The organism is Rhizobium sp. BK196, from assembly GCF_014193255.1.
Taxonomy (GTDB): domain Bacteria; phylum Pseudomonadota; class Alphaproteobacteria; order Rhizobiales; family Rhizobiaceae; genus Rhizobium.
Map to the genome: position 1 here is coordinate 137,539 of NZ_JACHZB010000008.1, position 16,787 is coordinate 154,325.

Here is a 16,787-nt window from a genome sequence, read left to right on the forward strand (position 1 = left end):
GCATGAGATGTGACGCCAATGCACGATTCCAGGGCGAAAAGCAGTTTCCATGATCGCGCAACCAGCTCTTCGCGCGGCCAGCAGCAAAGTTATGCCGAAAAGAACACCCATCCGCCGGAGATCCGTCCTTCCGAAGCCGAACTGCTGCGCGCCATAGGCCGGCTGCTCTACGAACAGCGTGCGAAAGCGCGGCAGACTGAACCGCTGGTGGACCGGATCGAAACGATCCTCGGCTCGCGCCTTCAGGCTGCAAACGATATCGCCTTCGCTTCCGCATCTGAACCCTCTCGTCCTGCACCAGAGCTAACGACGCAAGTGGTTCAGGTTCACCGCGTCGCTCCCGTTGAAAAAGCACCCATTTCGCCGATTTCAGGCGAAATACGGCGCTCGAACTGGAGCAGGAGCGCTCTCATCGTTGCTGCCCTCTCGTTCGGAGGTGCTGCCACCCCTGTCCTGATGCCGTCCTCGCCCGCGCGTTACACAGCCGAAACGACGCTCGCCGTGGATGCGGACGCAGGCAACCGGGCTGCACTCGTTGGGGATACCGTCAAAAGGCTCTTATCGGTACCTGTCATCACCTCTGCCGTTGCGGCACTGAAGCTGGACCGCGATCCGGAATTTGCCGGCAACAGCCCCAATGCGCTTGGCATCGCCTTCGATCTTCTATCCGGCAGCGGTGCCGCCGCCGATCCGGCATCGCGCGCAGAGGCCGCGCTGAAATCTGCCGTGGCGATTATTCCCGACGACCGCGCTGGCACGATCCGTCTGATGGTAACGACAGGCGATGGCAACAAATCGACGCGCATCGCCATGCGGTTGTCCGATGCGGTGACCGGCGGCGGCGCCGCAGGCAAGGCGGCCGAGACGGCCGCTGCCTTGAAGAAGGAAAATGATCAGGCCCAGGCAGAGCTCTCAGCCTTCGGCCAGAAGAACGGCGAGGGCAATGTCAAGGTCGCGACGCAGTTGCAGCGCCAGATAGCCGGGCTCGATAGCGATCTGAAGAATGCCGACAACAATATCCTGACCGCCAAGGAACAGGCCGACAAGCTGAAGGCGGCCAAGCTCGCCGATGTGCTGGAAGGCTCGCTCGCCCCGGATATGATCTCGCCCGCCCTACAGGATCTGCGCGACAGATACGCGCTCGCCAAGACCGCACTCGCGCAGCTTTCGGCAGACCTAGGGCCGCGCCATCCGCGCTTGCTCCAGCAGCAGTCTGAGGTCGACGGTCTGAAGGACAGCATCGGCAAGGAACTGGGGCGCCTCGCCCAGAACGCAAATGCAGCAGCCAAGGCTGCCGTCGATGCGCGCAGGCAGCTCAGTGACCGCCGCAACGCGCTGATTGCCCAGAGTCGCGACACTGGCGTCGATCTCGCCAAGCTGACCGAATTGCGGGAAAAGGCATCTGCCGCCCGCTCGCGCCTGGAAGAGGAAGTTTCCACGACAGGTGCCGTCGGCGATGGCCGGGTGACGGTTCGCAAGCCCGCTCTCGTGCTGCCTGTTTCCGGCGACAGCAATTTCGGTTTCGACGCCCTGGTCGGCGGCCTTGCCGGTTTGGCAGCAGGCCTCGGCCTCGCCTTCGTGCCGCGTTTCTTCCGGCGGCAGCTCGAACGGACGCCGGTCGCAGTTCCTGTTCAGGCTCCAATTCTCGCCCCTGTGCCCGAACTTGCGCAGGTCCCGGCGTTGACACAGGTACCGGAGCCGGCACTCTTCCCGCAGGTGGCTGACGAGGTCGATGCACTGCGATCGCAGATCGCCAGCTTGCGCGATCGCTTTTATTCCTACCAGGTCTCCCAGTAGGCGAGCGCCCGACCGCAGATTGCCCTTGCATTTGCCGTTTTTAAACGAGATAGGGCGTTATCGGGAAATCATTCCCGCCGCGGGCGAATAGACTGGCGCGAAACTGGGCGGAGAAGACGCGTGACGACAGTAATCGACGGCAAGCAGGTTGCCGCATCCGTAATCGAAACCGTGAAATCGGCAAATGCTGCGCTGGAAGCCGCCAAAGGCGTCCAGACAGGCCTTGCGGTCATCATCGTCGGCGACGATCCGGCGAGCCACACCTATGTCAGTTCCAAGAGCCGCATGGCCAAGGAATGCGGCTTCAAATCGGTCCAGCACACGCTGCCGGCCGAGACGACGCAGGAGGAGCTTGCCGCCCTCGTCGCTTCGCTCAATGCCGATCCGTCGATCCATGGCATTCTCGTGCAGCTGCCGCTGCCGAAACATCTCGACAGCGAGCCGATCATCCAGTCGATCCTGCCGGAGAAGGATGTTGATGGCCTGAGCGTCGTCAATGCCGGCAAGCTTGCGACCGGCGACCTGAAGACCGGCCTCGTCTCCTGTACGCCGGCCGGTGCCATGGTTTTCGTCCGCCGCACCCACGGTGAGGACCTTTCCGGCCTCAATGCCACCGTCATCGGCCGCTCCAACCTGTTCGGCAAGCCGATGGCGCAGCTTCTGCTGAATGCCAATGCGACGGTCACCATCGTCCATTCGCGCACCAAGAACCTCGCCGAGATCTGCCGCAACGCTGATATTCTGGTGGCGGCCGTCGGTCGTCCGGAAATGGTCAAAGCCGATTGGGTCAAGCCGGGTGCCACCGTCATCGACGTCGGCATCAATCGCATCGCCGCCCCCGAGCGGGGCGAGGGCAAGAACCGCCTCGTCGGCGATGTCGCCTTTGCCGAGGTTTCTTCGGTTGCTGCCGTCATCACCCCGGTTCCGGGCGGCGTCGGCCCGATGACGATCGCCATGCTGATGGCCAATACCGTGATTGCAGCTCACCGCTCGGCAGGGCTGACGCCGCCGGTATTCTGATCAGCCCCTTTTGATCAACTCTGGGGCGCGGCGCCTGTCGAGGCTCTGACGATCAGCTCGGTCTTCCAGAGTTCCTGCTCAGGGAAGGAACCCGCCTGCTTGACTGTGCCGATGAGCCGCTGCGCGATGCGCACGCCGGCGGCCCGCAGTGACGAACGCGTCGTCGTCAGCGGCACGGAGAAATTTTCCGGCTTTAAGAGCGGCAGCACGTCGTCATGGGCGATCAGCGATATGTCCTCGCCGAGTTTCAGCCCGGCCTGATTGACCGCTCGGATTGCGCCAAGAGCCAGAACCGTGCTGGAGCATAAAATGGCAGTCGGCCGCTCGGCAAGCTGCAGGAAGCGCTCCATGGCGATCAGCCCTTCTTCATCCGACATCACAGTATGGCTCGTGCAGTCCTCCGCAAGCTCGAGCCCGCGTTCGTCGAGCGCCGCAATGAGGCCGTTCCTGCGGCGAATGGCGAAATCGAGATGCGCCGGCCCGTTCATCAGCGCAAAGCGCGTATGGCCAAGCTGCAGGAGAAGCCTCGCCGCCTCGTAGAAAGCTGCCTCATTGTCAATATCGAGATAAGGATAGTCCGGCTCCGAACCGAAGGAGCGTCCATGCACTACGAAGGGCATGGAGAGGGACTTCAGCATGGCGAGCCGCGGGTCGTGGCCGCGCATATAGGCTACGAAAAGCGCATCCACATTGCCGCTTATCGCCAGGCGCCGCAGCGCTGCGACCTCATCGTCGGGGTCTGCCGGCATGATGACGAAGTGAAAGTCGTGGCGCACCGCTTCCTCGCCGAGGCCGGCCAGGAATTCGCCGAAATGCACGTCCGACTGATGACCGGGCGCTGTCGGCATGACGAGGCCAATCGAACCGGCCTTGCCGGTGGCAAGTCGCTGGGCGGCCTTGTTGGGTCGGTATCCGGTTTCCTTGACTGCCCGGAGCACGCGTTCCCGGGTCGCCTCGCTGACTTCGGGATAGCCGTTAAGCGCGCGGCTCACAGTTGTCTGCGAAAGCCCCAGCAATTCCGATAGCTGTTTGAGATTCACCTGCTATGCTTCCTCCCGGCCTGCCCTGTGGCCGTCAAAATAGTGGTCGCCGCCTCCCAATGGCTTCCAAAGCGCTTTAAAATATGTAGCATCTGCTGCGCTTGACTCAAGAAAAATCGCTCCATATTCCCACATTACGCCTTGCTGCAGCGCGATACGACGGCGGTACTCCCGCTGTTTTCGCAAAATGGCTTGACTTCATTCGGCTGAAAGTGAATGAGTTGCGTTGTCAAAGCGCTTTGAAATTTCCTTTGAATGAAATTCTGCGCTATCGGATTGTGATGGGAGGTTGATCACATGAAAAAGTCATTCTTGATGGGTGTTGCACTTGCTGCGCTTTTTGCCGGCGCTGCGTCGGCCGCGGATTTGAAGTTTCCGCCGGGCCAGGACTCCAAGTTCAACTGGAAAAGCTATGATGACTTCAAGTCTGCCCATGCCGACCTGAAGGGACAGCCTCTGACGATCTTCGGCCCGTGGCGCGGTGAAGACGAAGCCTTCTTCCAGAGCATCCTCGCCTACTTCGTCGAGGCGACCGGCATCGACGCCAAGTATTCTTCCTCTGAAAACTACGAACAGCAGATTGTCATCGATACACAGGCAGGCTCGCCTCCGAATATTGCCATCCTGCCGCAGCCGGGTCTGTTGGCCGATCTCGCCGGCAAGGGCTATCTGACGCCGCTCGGCGACGATACCTCCAAGTGGGTCAAGGACAATTACGGCGCCGGCGACAGCTGGGTCGGCTATGGCACTTACAAGGGCAAGGATGGCAAGGAAGCCTTCTATGCATTCCCGTACAAAGCCGATGTGAAGTCGCTCGTCTGGTACGTGCCGGAAAACTTCCAGGAAGCCGGCTACAAGGTTCCGACGACCATGGAAGAGCTGCACGCTCTGACCGACCAGATCGTCAAGGACGGCGGTGTCCCCTGGTGCATCGGCCTCGGTTCAGGCGGCGCAACCGGCTGGCCGGCGACCGACTGGGTCGAAGACATCATGCTGCGTACCCAGAAGCCTGACGTCTACGACAAGTGGACCACCAACGAAGTGAAGTTCACCGATCCGGCCGTCGTTGCCGCGATCGACGAATTCGGCAAGTTCGCCAAGAACGAAAAGTATGTCGACGGCGGCGTTGCGGCCGTTGCTTCGACCGACTTCCGCGACAGCCCGAAGGGCCTCTTCGCTGTTCCGCCGAAGTGCTACCTGCACCACCAGGCTTCGTTCATCCCGTCCTTCTTCCCTGAGGGAACGAAGCTCGGCACCGATGCCGACTTCTTCTACATGCCGACCTATGCTGCACATGCCGATCTGGGCAAGCCGGTTCTGGGTGCAGGCACGCTCGTTACCATCGCCAAGGATTCTCCGACGGCTCGCGCCTTCGTCGACTTCCTGAAGACGCCCGTTGCTCATGAGCTCTGGATGGCGCAGTCGAGCTTCCTGACCCCCTACAAGGGCGTCAACGTCGATGCATACGCTAACGAGCAGATGAAGAAGGAAGGTGAGATCCTGACCTCGGCTACCACCTTCCGCTTCGACGGTTCTGACCTGATGCCCGGCAAGATCGGCGCCGGCGCCTTCTGGACCGGCATGGTCGACTTCGTCGGCGGCAAGTCCGCTCAGGACGCTGCAGCAGAAATCCAGAGCGCCTGGGACGGCATCAAGTAATCTCATGACAATCCATGCCGCCGGGTAACCGGCGGCATCACCGGAATGAGCGGCCGGGCTCCAGAGGGGGAGCCCGGTTGTGCCGGATCCTGTGGTCAAACACATCAGCTCTATTGACGATATCCGGCGTTAACCCTTCAGAATAAGACAGGGAAGCAGGGGAGGGACGAAATGCTGTCGCAGATAGTGTCCGCTTTGGGCGTCGTGGTCGTCGCCGTTTTCGCGTGCTCGGCCTATTTCTTTTTCTCGAATAAGATCCTCGATCTCGCCTTGCCGGTGAAGGACGGCGATATCCGTCAGGCCTCGCGCAATCTGAACCGGCGCGCGATGATCCGCCCCTGGCTATTTCTCTTCCCGGCGCTCTTCCTGCTGATCGTCTACCTTGTCTATCCTGTTGTCGCGACCTTCATCCTGTCCTTTTACGACCGGTCGGGCAATGAGTTCGTGGGCGCGACCAATTACTTGTGGGCCTTGAACGATCGCGAATTCCGCCAGTCGATCTTCAACAACATTCTATGGCTTGCAGTCGTGCCAGCTGCCTGCACCTTCTTCGGCCTCGTCATCGCCGTCATGACCGACCGCATCTGGTGGGGCAATATCGCCAAGAGCATCGTCTTCATGCCGATGGCGATCTCCTTCGTCGGTGCTTCCGTCATCTGGAAGTTCATCTATGAGTATCGCGGCGGCAACGATGTGCAGATCGGCCTCCTGAACGCCATCGTGCAGACTTTCGGCGGCACGCCGCAGGTCTGGATCTCTGTTCCCTTCTGGAACAACTTCTTCCTGATGGTGATCCTGATCTGGATCCAGACCGGTTTTGCCATGGTCATTCTCTCGGCAGCACTGCGCGGCATCCCGGAAGAGACGATCGAGGCCGCTGTCATCGATGGCGCCAATGGCTGGCAGATCTTCTGGCGCATCATGGTGCCGCAGATCTGGGGCACGATCGCCGTCGTCTGGACGACGATCACCATCCTTGTCCTAAAGGTCTTCGATATTGTGCTCACCATGACCAACGGCCAGTGGCAGACCATGGTGCTGGCGAACCTGATGTTCAACTGGCTGTTCCGCGGCGGCGGCGATTCCGGCCGAAGCGCCGTCATCGCCATCATCATCATGCTCGCCGTCACGCCGATCATGGTGTGGAACGTGCGCCGCGCCAACGCTGAGCTGAGGGGGCGCTGAGATGACGACCGCTGCACGTTACTTCAAGATTGGCCCCGCCCGTCTTTTCGTCCACTTCTGTGTTCTCGTCATCGTCATCGTCTGGCTGGTGCCCACACTCGGCATCTTCGTCAGTGCGCTCCGCGACAGGGACCAGATCACTGTTTCCGGCTGGTGGACCGCCTTTGCCGGCTCCACGCAGACGGTGGCCGCGCGCCTCGGCACCCCCGATCAGGCAAAGCAGGAAGGCGATATCTACGTCATCACGGGCAATGTGCTGGCCGATCAGGCTGGTCGCTCGGTCAAGGCCTTCGGCGTACGTGTGCAGCAGCCTTCGGCTTTCGAGGCCGGTCAGACCGCCGACCTCGGCGAGGGCGAAAGCTTGCTCATCAACAGCGACGGCAGCTACCGCTACATGAAGAATGTCGCCTTTTCGCCCGATGAACGTCCGCGCCGCATCTATGTCGCGGCATCGGCTCCGCCGGAATTCACGCTCGCGAATTATAAGACCGTTCTGACGAGCGAGGGTATCGGCCAGTCCTTCATCAACTCTCTGACCGTGACCATTCCGGCGACCATCATCCCGATCCTGATCGCCGCTTTTGCCGCCTACGCGCTGAGCTGGATGGAGTTTCCGGGCCGCGCACTGCTGATTGCACTCGTCGTCGGCCTCATCGTCGTGCCGCTGCAGATGTCGCTCATCCCGCTCCTGCGCCTCTATAACGAGATCGGCACCGCGATCGGTCAGCCGTCGAAGACCTATCCCGGCATCTGGCTGGCGCACACCGCCTTCGGCATGCCGCTCGCCATCTATCTCCTGCGGGCCTATATTGCCGGCCTGCCGAAGGAGATCATCGAATCCGCCCGCGTCGACGGCGCGAGCGACTTCGAGATCTTCACCCGCATCGTTTTGCCTCTGTCCTTCCCCGCGCTCGCATCCTTCGCGATCTTCCAGTTCCTGTGGGTGTGGAACGACCTGCTCGTTGCCATGGTCTTCCTCGGCACCGACAAGGACCACCTCGTGCTGACCGGGGCGCTGAACGCGCTGCTCGGTTCGCGTGGTGGCAATTGGGAAATCCTGACGGCGTCCGCTTTCGTCACCATCATCATACCGCTGCTCGTCTTCTTTTCGCTGCAGCGTTATCTGGTGCGCGGCCTGCTGGCTGGGTCGGTCAAGGGAGGCTGATCCATCCCAAGACGCAATTTCAAACAGGATATTCCATGAGTCTGGCTTCCCAATCCAATCTGACCGCCGACAAGGACTGGTGGCGCGGCGCGGTGATCTATCAGATCTATCCGCGCTCCTACCAGGATTCGAACGGCGACGGCATCGGCGACCTGAAGGGCATCACCGCCCGCCTGCCGCATGTGGCAAGCCTCGGCGCCGATGCGATCTGGATTTCGCCCTTCTTCACATCGCCGATGCGCGATTTCGGCTATGACGTCTCCGATTACGAAAACGTCGATGCGATCTTCGGAACGCTGATCGATTTCGACACGCTGATAGCGGAAGCCCATCGCCTCGGCATCAAGGTGATGATCGATCTCGTCATCTCGCACTCCTCCGACCAGCACCCCTGGTTCGTCGAAAGCCGCACGAGCAAGACCAACGCCAAGGCCGACTGGTATGTCTGGGCCGATGCCAAGCCGGACGGCACGCCGCCGAACAACTGGCTGTCGATCTTCGGCGGCTCCGCATGGGCGTGGGATCCGACGCGCATGCAATATTACATGCACAACTTCCTGACCTCGCAGCCGGATATGAACCTGCATAATCCGGAGGTTCAGGATCGCCTTCTCGATGTCGTCCGCTTCTGGCTGAAACGCGGCGTCGACGGTTTCCGTCTCGATACGATCAACTTCTACTTCCACGACAAGCTGTTGCGCGATAACCCGGCACTTGCACCGGAACGTCGCAACGCGTCGACTGCTCCTGCCGTGAACCCCTATAATTTCCAGGAGCACCTCTACGACAAGAACCGCCCGGAAAACCTCGAATTCCTGAAGCGCTTCCGCGCGGTACTGGAAGAGTTCCCGGCTATTGCCGCCGTCGGCGAAGTGGGCGATAGCCAGCGCGGCCTCGAAATCGTCGGCGAATACACCTCCGGCAATGACAAGATGCACATGTGCTACGCCTTCGAATTCCTGGCGCCCGATCCGCTCACGCCTGAGCGCGTCGAGGAAGTCATGAAGGATTTCGGTGCGGCCGCTCCCGATGGCTGGGCCTGCTGGGCCTTCTCGAACCATGACGTGATGCGCCATGTCAGCCGCTGGGGTTCGCTGGTCGCCGATCACGATGCCTTTGCCAAGCTCTATGCCTCGTTGCTGATGACGCTGCGTGGTTCTGTCTGCCTCTATCAGGGCGAGGAGCTTGCCCTCACCGAAGCCGATCTCGCCTATCAGGACCTGCAGGATCCCTACGGCATCCAGTTCTGGCCGGAGTTCAAGGGGCGTGACGGTTGCCGCACGCCGATGGTCTGGGACAGCCAGGTTGCCCAGGGCGGTTTCTCGACCGTGAAACCCTGGCTGCCGGTCCCGGTCGAGCACATCCTGCGCGCCGTCAGCGTGCAGCAGGGCGACGAGAATTCCGTGCTCGAGCACTACCGCCGCTTCATCGCCTTCCGCAAGCAGCATCCGGCCTTCGCCAAAGGCGAGATCGAGTTCGAGGATCCGCAGGGCGATGCGCTGATCTTCACGCGCGAACACGGCAATGAGACGCTGCTCTGCATCTTCAACATGGGACCGGCAGAAACCAGTGTCACCCTGCCGGCAGGCGAGTGGCAGGCTTTGGCGGGGCACGGCTTTAACAGCAACAATTACGGCGACAGGATCGATATTCCGGCCTGGGGGGCGTATTTCGCCCGCCTCGCTTAGGATCAGGAGGGGAGAGGAAAATGACTGGACTGACGCTTAAGGATATCCGCAAATCCTATGGCTCCGTGGATGTGCTCCACGGCATCGACCTGGAGATCAACCAGGGCGAATTCATCGTTTTCGTCGGCCCCTCCGGCTGTGGCAAGTCCACTTTACTCCGCATGATCGCCGGCCTGGAAAACATCACCGGCGGGGAGATGTATATCGACGGCATGCTCGTCAACGACGTGCCGCCCTCAAAGCGCGGCATCGCCATGGTGTTCCAGTCCTATGCGCTCTACCCGCATATGACGGTTTTCGACAACATGGCCTTCGGCATGAAGATCGCAGGTGAAAGCAAGCAGGAGATCGACCGCCGCGTGCGGGCTGCGGCCGAAAGCCTGCAGCTTACAAAATATCTCGACCGCCTGCCGAAGGCGCTCTCGGGCGGCCAGCGCCAGCGCGTGGCGATCGGCCGCGCCATCTGCCGCAACCCAAAAGTCTTCCTCTTTGACGAGCCGCTTTCCAACCTCGATGCCGCGCTGCGCGTCGCAACCCGTATCGAGATCGCCCGCCTGAACGAACAGATGGCCGATACGACGATGATCTATGTCACGCACGACCAGGTCGAGGCGATGACGCTGGCGGACCGCATCGTCGTTCTGTCGGCCGGCAATATCGAGCAGGTCGGAGCGCCGTTGGAGCTTTACGAGCGCCCCGCAAACCTCTTCGTCGCCAAGTTCATTGGCTCTCCGGCTATGAACGTCATCCCCGCAACGATCACCGATGCCGGCGAAAACACGACGGTGACGCTGACGGGCGGCAAATCGGTGACGCTCGATGTCGCCACTGCGGCATCGGAGAAGGGCAAGCAGGCAAGCTTCGGCGTTCGCCCCGAAGATCTGCGTATCGCAGGCCCCAACGAGGATTACCTGTTCGAAGGTGAAGTCTCGATCGTCGAGGCGCTCGGCGAAGTGACGCTTCTCTATATCGAAGGCCTGGTCCAGGGGGAGCCGATCATCGTCAAACTGCCCGGAATCTACGACGTGAAGCGCGGCCAGAAGATGCATTTTGTTGCCGACCGGCAGAAACTGCATCTCTTCGATGCGGCAGGTCACACCTATAGAAGATGACCATCCATTTTTGGTGGAATCCTTCTTCTTGAGGCTGTGGAGGGGGAGGATTCTCACTTTCTGTTAAACATGCAGTGCTAGCCTTTTCTCATCAAGACTGAGGGGACTAAGGCTATGGCCGCATCGAATCCGACACCTCCTAAATCGCACTTCCTGGCGAAGGAAGAATCTTTCATGTACGACCGCGAATCGCGGTTCAAGATGGAAGACACGATGAACGCCGCGCGCATTGAATATACGGAAAAGGGCGTCATGCATGCCGCCTCGCGCCGCTGCGATATCGTCCGTATCTCGATGAGCAGTGCGATCCTCGCGATCCTCACGCAGTACACGCTGCCGAAGCAGTTCTACTTGGATATTCCGGATGCCCGCATCACCAAGGTGGGCTGCCTGCTGATGAAGACCTTCCCGAACAACACGATCGAGGTTCGCTTCCTGCGCCTGCTGACGCAGAAGGAGCTGAACAAGATCTTCGTCTACAGCACGCACCCGGCTCACAAGGATTACGTCCTCGATATCCGCGCGTAACAGTCTCGCGTCTCGCTGGATATGAAAACCCGCGGTTTCGGCCGCGGGTTTTTCTTTGCATCGATGAGGAGATGTCAGTGGGCGTGGAAAAGCACGCTGGCACCCTGGTCGGAAGGCCCGACCGCGTGACGGAACGGCGCGAAAAGCTCGCGGCCCATGCCGAATTCATTGTCTGAAAGATCGATTGTCGCAGGCTCGCGCTCGGCCATGTCGGCGGCATCGACGAGAACTTCGAGCGTACCCCTGATTGCGTCGAGACGAATGATATCGCCGTCCTTGATGCGGGCGATCGGGCCGCCGTCGACGGCTTCGGGCGTGACATGGATTGCCGCCGGAACCTTGCCGGAAGCACCGGACATGCGGCCGTCGGTCAGCAACGCCACGCGGAAACCGCGGTCCTGCAGCACACCGAGCGGTGGGGTTAGCTTATGCAGTTCCGGCATGCCGTTGGCCTTCGGTCCCTGGAAGCGCACGACGGCGACGAAATCGCGGTTGAGCTTGCCTTCCCTGAAGGCGTCCTGCAGCTCCTGCTGGCTATGGAACACGATGGCCGGCGCCTCGATGATATGGCGCTCCGCCTTGACGGCGGAGATCTTGATGACCGCCTTGCCGAGATTGCCGCGCAGCATCTTCAAGCCGCCATTCGCCTGGAAGGGCGTCTCGATGCTGGCGAGTACCTTCGGATCGTGGCTCTTTTCCGGCGAGGGCTGGCGCACGACCGCGCCGTTTTCGCCGAGCTGAGCATCGACAGTATAGGCTTCGAGACCCTGGCCGAAGACGGTGCGCACGTCGTCATGCACCAGGCCTTGCTTCAACAGTTCCTTGATGAGGAAGCCCATGCCGCCGGCTGCCTGGAAATGGTTCACGTCGGCAAGCCCGTTCGGATAGACACGGGCAAGCAGCGGCACCAGTTCCGAAAGCTCGGCAATATCCTGCCAGGTCAGCACGATGCCGCCGGCGCGCGCCATGGCGACGAGATGCATCGTGTGGTTCGTCGAACCACCCGTCGCATGCAGGCCGACGACGCCGTTGACGATCGAGCGTTCGTCGATCATCTCGCCGGCCGGCGTGAACTCGTTGCCGAGAGCGGTAATGGCAAGCGCCCGCTTGGCGGCTTCGCGCGTCAGCGCCTCGCGCAGCGGTGTGCCGGGATTGATGAAGGAGGAGCCGGGCATATGAAAGCCCATGATCTCCATCAGCATCTGGTTGGAATTGGCCGTGCCGTAGAAGGTGCAGGTGCCCGGGCCGTGATAGGACTTGGATTCGGCTTCCAGCAATTCCGCACGTCCGACCTTGCCCTCGGCGAAGAGCTGACGCACGCGCGACTTCTCGTCGTTCGGCAGGCCCGAAGTCATCGGTCCGGCCGGGATGAATATCGCCGGCAGATGGCCGAAAGAAAGAGCGGCAATGACGAGACCGGGCACGATCTTGTCGCAGACGCCGAGGAAGAGCGCCGCATCGAACATGTTGTGCGACAGGCCGACACCGGCCGCCATGGCAATCAGGTCGCGTGAGAAGAGCGAAAGCTCCATGCCCGGCTGGCCCTGGGTGACGCCGTCGCACATGGCGGGCACGCCGCCGGCAACCTGGGCAATACCACCCGCCTGCGCTGCCGCCTCGCGAATGATCGCCGGATAGGTCTCGAACGGCTGATGGGCCGAGAGCATGTCATTATAGGCGGTGATGATGCCGAGATTGGGTACGCGGTCTCCCGCCAGCGCGTCCTTCTCGGCGGGGGAACAGATGGCAAAGCCGTGGGCGAGGTTGGCGCAGCCGAGAACCGAGCGGTTGACGCCTTGAGAGGCGGCAGCGCGCAGGCGCTCCAGATAGCGCTCGCGGGTCGGCTTCGAGCGTTCGACAATGCGATTCGTAATCGCAGCAATGCGTGCGTGAGCGGACATGGAAAATCCCTGCCTTGTTCTGGTTCGTCTCTGTCTGTTCGCCGGCTCCGGCGGCCTCTCAGGCCGTGTCAGGGAGCCCAGTAGATCTCGACCGGGGAAGTGGCCCGGCGCAGAATGGCACGGATCGGCATATCCGCCTCTTCACCGTTACCTTCTGCCTTGGCGAGAACGTCTTTTTTGCCTTCGCCCTCAATGTGGAGAATGAGCAGTTTGGCATCTTCAAGGGCGGAGAAGGTGAAGGTCAAGCGTGGCTCGCCGGCCCCTTCCGCGTCCATGGTGATGATGCCGCGCGGCGTCTGCGGATCAAGCGCGACGCTCAGATTGTTGCCGCCCGGAAAGAACGAGGCCGTATGGCCATCGCCACCCATGCCGAGAATGACGACATCGAAGGGGATGCCAATCTCGGCACTCTTTGTAGTCGCGAGCTTTGCGGCCTCCTCGACGGAGTCTGCCGGCTGGTAAAGCGGCACGAAACGCGCCGCCTTTGCCTTGTTCTGGAGAAGATTGGCATCGACCAGCAGATGGTTGGAGCGCGGATTGCCGGCGGGAACGAAACGTTCATCGACAAGCGTGATCGTCACCTTGGCCCAGTCGATATCACGCATCGAAAGTGCCTGGAAGAAGGCTTTCGGCGTGGAACCGCCGGAAACGGCAATGCTCGCCTCTCCGCGGGCTGCGATGGCTGCCGAAAGAGCGCCGGACACTTTGTCTGCAAGGTTGGCGGCGAGTTCGGCGGCGTTTGCGAAGGAATGCAGTGTCGATGCCATATCTTCGGACCCTTGGACTTAGATGTCGTCGTGCCAGGTGCGGCCGTCACGTTCGATTAGCGCGATGGCCTGGCTTGGACCCCAGGTGCCGGCCGTGTAGCCCTGCACCTGCTGGCCGGTGGATTCCCAACCCTTGAGGATCGGATCGACCCACTGCCATGCGGCTTCAACTTCGTCGCGGCGCATGAACAGCGTCTGATTGGAGCGGATGACGTCCATCAGCAGGCGCTCGTAGGCGTCAGGATTGCGGACGTTGAAGGCCTGGGCGAAGCTCATGTCGAGCGAAACGTTGCGCAGGCGCATGCCGCCCGGACCCGGATCCTTGATCATCAGCGACTGCTTGACGCCCTCATCCGGCTGCAGGCGGATGATCAGCTGGTTCTGGCTGATGCGGCCGGCGGCCTGGTCGAAGATCGCGTGCGGGATCGGCTTGAAGGTGATGACGATTTCCGACATGCGCCCGGCCAGACGCTTGCCGGTTCTGATATAGAAGGGAACGCCTGCCCAGCGCCAGTTGTTGATCTCGGCCTTGATGGCAACGAAGGTTTCCGTGTTGGAAACGCCGCCTTCGAGCTCTTCGAGATAGCCTTTGACCGGGCCGCTGCCGGAAGCGCCGGCGCGGTACTGGCCGCGGACGGTGGCCTGCTCGACGTTGGAGGCATTGATCGGCTTCAGCGCGCGCAGAACCTTGAGTTTTTCGTCGCGAACGGCCTCCGAATCCATGGAGGAGGGTACTTCCATAGCGGTGAGGCAGAGGAGCTGCAGGATGTGGTTCTGCACCATGTCGCGCAGCGCGCCGGCGGTGTCATAGTAACCGGCGCGGCCTTCGAGGCCGACGGCTTCGGCAACCGTGATCTGCACGTGATCGATATAGTTGGCGTTCCACAGCGGCTCATAGAGCGCGTTGGCAAAGCGCAGCGCCATCAGGTTCTGCACCGTCTCCTTGCCGAGATAGTGGTCGATGCGGAAGATCTGCTCTTCCTTGAAGGCGCGGCCGATACTGTCGTTGAGCTGCAGGGCCGAGGCGAGGTCACGGCCGATCGGCTTTTCGACAACGATCCGGGTCGACTTGGTGATCAGCTTGTGGTCGTGGATCTTCTGCGAGATGTCGCCGAAGATGCCCGGAGCGACGGCGAGATAGAAGGCGCGAACGCGATCTTTGCCCTCGTCGAGCAGCTTCTTCAGTTGATCCCAGCCGCTGTCCGTGCGGGCATCGACGGAAACATAGAAGAGACGAGAGCAAAACTTTTCGACTTCCGCCTCGTCATATTCGCCCTTCTTCAGGTGTTCCTTGAGCGCGTCCTTCGCGAATTTGCGGTATTCCTCATGCGAAAGCGGGCTGCGCGAAGCGCCGATGACACGGGTCGGCTCCGAGAACTGGCCCTCGATCTGGCGATGATACAGCGCGGGCAGAAGCTTGCGCTCGGCAAGGTCGCCGCTGCCGCCAAAGACGACGTAATCAAAAGGCTCAACGGGAATGATCTGGCTGCTCATGAGCTTGTCTCTCAATCATGCTTGGTTGGTGGCCGTTTTAATCTAATCGATTTAAAAAAGCCAGTGTGCGGTGCAATGAATCTGTCGGTCATCGGTTTTAAAGCGAATTTCCCGGAGAGGAAATCCGCAATCGAACTAAAACTTGTCGCGGAGAGCGAACCACGACAAGGCAAGGAAAAGCAGCGGTGCCCGCATGCGCACGCCACCCGGAAAGGCAGGAATATCGAGCGCCTTGAAGAGATCGAGATCGGCCGATTTCCCCAGCACCATTTCTGCGTAAAGCTTGCCACAGTAGTTTGACAGCATGACGCCGTGGCCGGAATAACCGCCGATGGAAGTGACGCCGGGCATGACCTCGCGCACGAACGGCTGGCGCGGCATTGTGATGCCGACCGAGCCGCCCCAGGCATGAGTGATCTCGATATTCTTGAGCGCGGGGTAAATTTCGGCGATTTGCCGGCGGATATGCTGCGAGATGTTACGCGGATTGTCGGCCGTATAGGCCTCGCGCCCGCCGAAGAGCAACCGTCCGTCCTTCATTTTGCGGAAATAGCGCACGACGAAACGCGAATCCGCCACCGCTTCGCCGCCCGGTATCACATCAGGGAACCGGTCGAGCGGTACGGTCGCGCCAATGAAGGAGCGTATCGGCATCACATGGCTTGCGGTGATCGGCTCCAGATTGCCGATATGTCCATTGCAGGCAATCAGCGCCCGGTTGGCGGTGATTGTACCGCGTTCGGTCTCGACGATGACCTTGCCGCTGGCCCGACCGATCGACTTTGCCTTGGTCATTTCGAAGATATCAGCCCCGGCATTGGCCGCAGCCCGGCCAAGGCCGATCAGCAGCTTCAGCGGATGGATATGGCCGGTGCCGACGTCGCGTACCCCGCAGTAGAAACGCCTGGAGCCGAGCCGCTCCTGCGTCTCCTCGCGGTCCATGAAGCGAATGTGCGGATAGTCGTAGCGGAAGGCTGCGATCTCGGCATTCTCGTAATAGTACCGCTTATAGCTTTCCTTGTGCGCAACGTTGAGCTGGCCGGGCACGTAATCCATATCGATCTGGTGCTCGGTCGCAAAATCCATGAGGTGCCGCTTGGCATCTTCGGCAAGATCGAAGAGCGCCTTGGAGCGCTCATAGCCGATCTTCTCTTCCATCTCTTCCGGCCACCAGCGCTGGCCGGTGCCGAGCTGGCCGCCATTGCGCCCCGAGGCGCCGTCGCCGAGCCTGAATGCCTCAATGAGCGTCACCGAGACACCGGCCCTGGCGAGATTATAGGCGGCCTGAAGGCCCGTATAGCCGCCGCCGATGATGGCGACGTCACACTGCCTGGAGCCGTCGAGTGCCGGATAATCCGGCCGCTCGCCGACTGTTGTCTGATACCAGGAAACTCCCGGCGCGATGGGGCTTTGCCATGTCTCTTTCGTCAT

At 61.0% G+C, this 16,787-nt stretch carries 13 protein-coding genes; 8 read left to right on the forward strand and 5 right to left on the reverse strand.

Going from position 1 to position 16,787, the window contains the following annotated elements; all coding sequences use genetic code 11:
• Nucleotides 1–18: 18 nt before the first annotated feature.
• Both FHT78_RS23585 and folD read left to right on the forward strand, forming a co-directional pair.
• Entirely contained in the window at nt 19–1,797 is a 1,779-nt protein-coding gene (locus FHT78_RS23585) for a succinoglycan biosynthesis protein exop (RefSeq protein ID WP_183748993.1), read from the forward strand.
• Nucleotides 1,798–1,917: 120 nt separating this feature from the next.
• Complete coding sequence (folD, locus tag FHT78_RS23590) at nt 1,918–2,817, forward strand: bifunctional methylenetetrahydrofolate dehydrogenase/methenyltetrahydrofolate cyclohydrolase FolD (RefSeq protein WP_183748994.1); 900 nt, start codon at nt 1,918–1,920, stop codon at nt 2,815–2,817.
• Between the two features lie 14 nt (nt 2,818–2,831).
• Here folD and FHT78_RS23595 read toward each other — a convergent pair whose 3' ends face one another.
• Nucleotides 2,832–3,857 carry a substrate-binding domain-containing protein gene (locus FHT78_RS23595; protein WP_183748995.1) on the reverse strand — a complete coding sequence of 342 codons (1,026 nt, stop codon included), beginning with the start codon at nt 3,855–3,857 and terminating at the stop codon, nt 2,832–2,834.
• A 297-nt stretch (nt 3,858–4,154) separates the two neighbouring features.
• Between FHT78_RS23595 and FHT78_RS23600 the strand changes: the two genes are divergently transcribed.
• The 6 genes from FHT78_RS23600 (at nt 4,155) to FHT78_RS23625 (ending at nt 11,194) form a co-directional block, all read left to right on the forward strand.
• Nucleotides 4,155–5,516 (forward strand): ABC transporter substrate-binding protein, encoded by a 1,362-nt coding sequence (locus tag FHT78_RS23600; protein ID WP_183748996.1) that lies wholly within the window; start codon nt 4,155–4,157, stop codon nt 5,514–5,516.
• Between the two features lie 171 nt (nt 5,517–5,687).
• Entirely contained in the window at nt 5,688–6,701 is a 1,014-nt protein-coding gene (locus tag FHT78_RS23605) for a sugar ABC transporter permease (RefSeq protein WP_183748997.1), read from the forward strand.
• A 1-nt stretch (nt 6,702) separates the two neighbouring features.
• Nucleotides 6,703–7,866: a carbohydrate ABC transporter permease gene (locus tag FHT78_RS23610; RefSeq protein WP_183748998.1), complete on the forward strand. Its 1,164-nt coding sequence runs from the start codon at nt 6,703–6,705 to the stop codon at nt 7,864–7,866.
• A gap of 35 nt (nt 7,867–7,901) precedes the next feature.
• Nucleotides 7,902–9,554, forward strand: a complete 1,653-nt coding sequence (locus tag FHT78_RS23615; protein WP_183748999.1) for an alpha-glucosidase — start codon at nt 7,902–7,904, stop codon at nt 9,552–9,554.
• 20 nt (nt 9,555–9,574) lie between these two features.
• Nucleotides 9,575–10,666 carry a sn-glycerol-3-phosphate ABC transporter ATP-binding protein UgpC gene (ugpC, locus tag FHT78_RS23620; RefSeq protein WP_183749000.1) on the forward strand — a complete coding sequence of 364 codons (1,092 nt, stop codon included), beginning with the start codon at nt 9,575–9,577 and terminating at the stop codon, nt 10,664–10,666.
• A 114-nt stretch (nt 10,667–10,780) separates the two neighbouring features.
• Nucleotides 10,781–11,194 carry a hypothetical protein gene (locus tag FHT78_RS23625; RefSeq protein WP_183728680.1) on the forward strand — a complete coding sequence of 138 codons (414 nt, stop codon included), beginning with the start codon at nt 10,781–10,783 and terminating at the stop codon, nt 11,192–11,194.
• Nucleotides 11,195–11,268: 74 nt separating this feature from the next.
• Here the strand turns inward: FHT78_RS23625 and edd are convergent, their stop codons facing one another.
• The 4 genes from edd to FHT78_RS23645 all read right to left on the reverse strand — a co-directional run bounded on the left by edd (nt 11,269) and on the right by FHT78_RS23645 (nt 16,787).
• On the reverse strand, nt 11,269–13,095 hold the full coding sequence (gene edd / locus FHT78_RS23630; RefSeq protein ID WP_183749001.1) for a phosphogluconate dehydratase: 1,827 nt from the start codon (nt 13,093–13,095) through the stop codon (nt 11,269–11,271).
• A gap of 68 nt (nt 13,096–13,163) precedes the next feature.
• Nucleotides 13,164–13,862 carry a 6-phosphogluconolactonase gene (pgl, locus tag FHT78_RS23635; protein ID WP_183749002.1) on the reverse strand — a complete coding sequence of 233 codons (699 nt, stop codon included), beginning with the start codon at nt 13,860–13,862 and terminating at the stop codon, nt 13,164–13,166.
• Between the two features lie 18 nt (nt 13,863–13,880).
• The gene (zwf, locus tag FHT78_RS23640) at nt 13,881–15,356 is read right to left on the reverse strand and encodes a glucose-6-phosphate dehydrogenase (RefSeq protein WP_183749003.1); all 1,476 of its coding nucleotides are present in this window, start codon (nt 15,354–15,356) and stop codon (nt 13,881–13,883) included.
• A 135-nt stretch (nt 15,357–15,491) separates the two neighbouring features.
• The gene (locus FHT78_RS23645; RefSeq protein ID WP_183749004.1) at nt 15,492–16,787 is read right to left on the reverse strand and encodes an FAD-binding oxidoreductase; all 1,296 of its coding nucleotides are present in this window, start codon (nt 16,785–16,787) and stop codon (nt 15,492–15,494) included.